Origin of the sequence: Pedobacter agri PB92, from assembly GCF_000258495.1 — a bacterium.
GTDB lineage: Bacteria > Bacteroidota > Bacteroidia > Sphingobacteriales > Sphingobacteriaceae > Pedobacter > Pedobacter agri.
Map to the genome: position 1 here is coordinate 1 of NZ_AJLG01000345.1, position 814 is coordinate 814.

At 39.8% G+C, this 814-nt stretch carries 2 protein-coding genes; both read left to right on the plus strand.

What is annotated here, in order from left to right; translation table 11 throughout:
* A partial coding sequence (locus tag ON09_RS23810; protein WP_010603577.1) for a nucleotidyltransferase family protein occupies positions 1-515 on the plus strand: 515 nt, incomplete at its 5' end.
* A partial coding sequence (locus ON09_RS23815) for a radical SAM protein (protein ID WP_010603578.1) occupies positions 512-814 on the plus strand: 303 nt, incomplete at its 3' end. The genes ON09_RS23810 and ON09_RS23815, both read left to right, overlap by 4 nt.

The window sequence follows — 814 nt, forward strand, 5'->3', positions numbered from 1 at the left end:
ACGTACACACTTTTCTGGATATTGCCATCCAGGCGGCTGTACAAACCAGCTTTAGCCCGATTATTGTTGTACTTGGAGCCTATGCAAAGGAAATCATGGATGCTCACCATTATGCCCGGATCACATTTGTGCTTAATGAAGATTGGAAAACAGGAATGTCATCAAGTATTGCAACCGGGATGAATGTGATTTTAAGAGATTTTTCAGATACAGAAAATATTATCATAACCGTAGCCGACCAAGTGCATATTACTTCTGATATTCTGGAAGTATTGTATCAAAAATTCAAATCTGAAAATAAAAAGATTGTCACTGCTCATTATTTGCAAACAACAGGCACTCCCGCGTTGTTCAACAAGAAATACTTCAATAAATTACTAAATTTACAGGGTTCAGGCGGTGCAAAAAATATCATCAAACAACATCTTGATGATGTATCATCTATTCCTTTTGAGCTCGGTCATATCGATATCGATACGGCAACAGATTATCACAACTTAATTAATCATCAATGATAGCAGATGCGTTTGGAAGAGTACATGATTATTTACGAATATCGCTAACCGATAATTGCAACTTCCGTTGCTTTTATTGTATGCCTGAAGAAGATTATGATTTTACGCCCGCTTCGCGATTGATGCAACCAGCGGAAGTTTTTGCATTGGCTAAAACCTTTGTAGATCAAGGCGTTAAAAAAATCAGGTTAACCGGTGGTGAACCGTTGGTACGCAAAGATGCTGCGGAGATTATCCTGGCCCTGGGGAAACTCCCGGTTGAGCTGGTGATTACCACCAATGGCACCCGGATCGCAGAA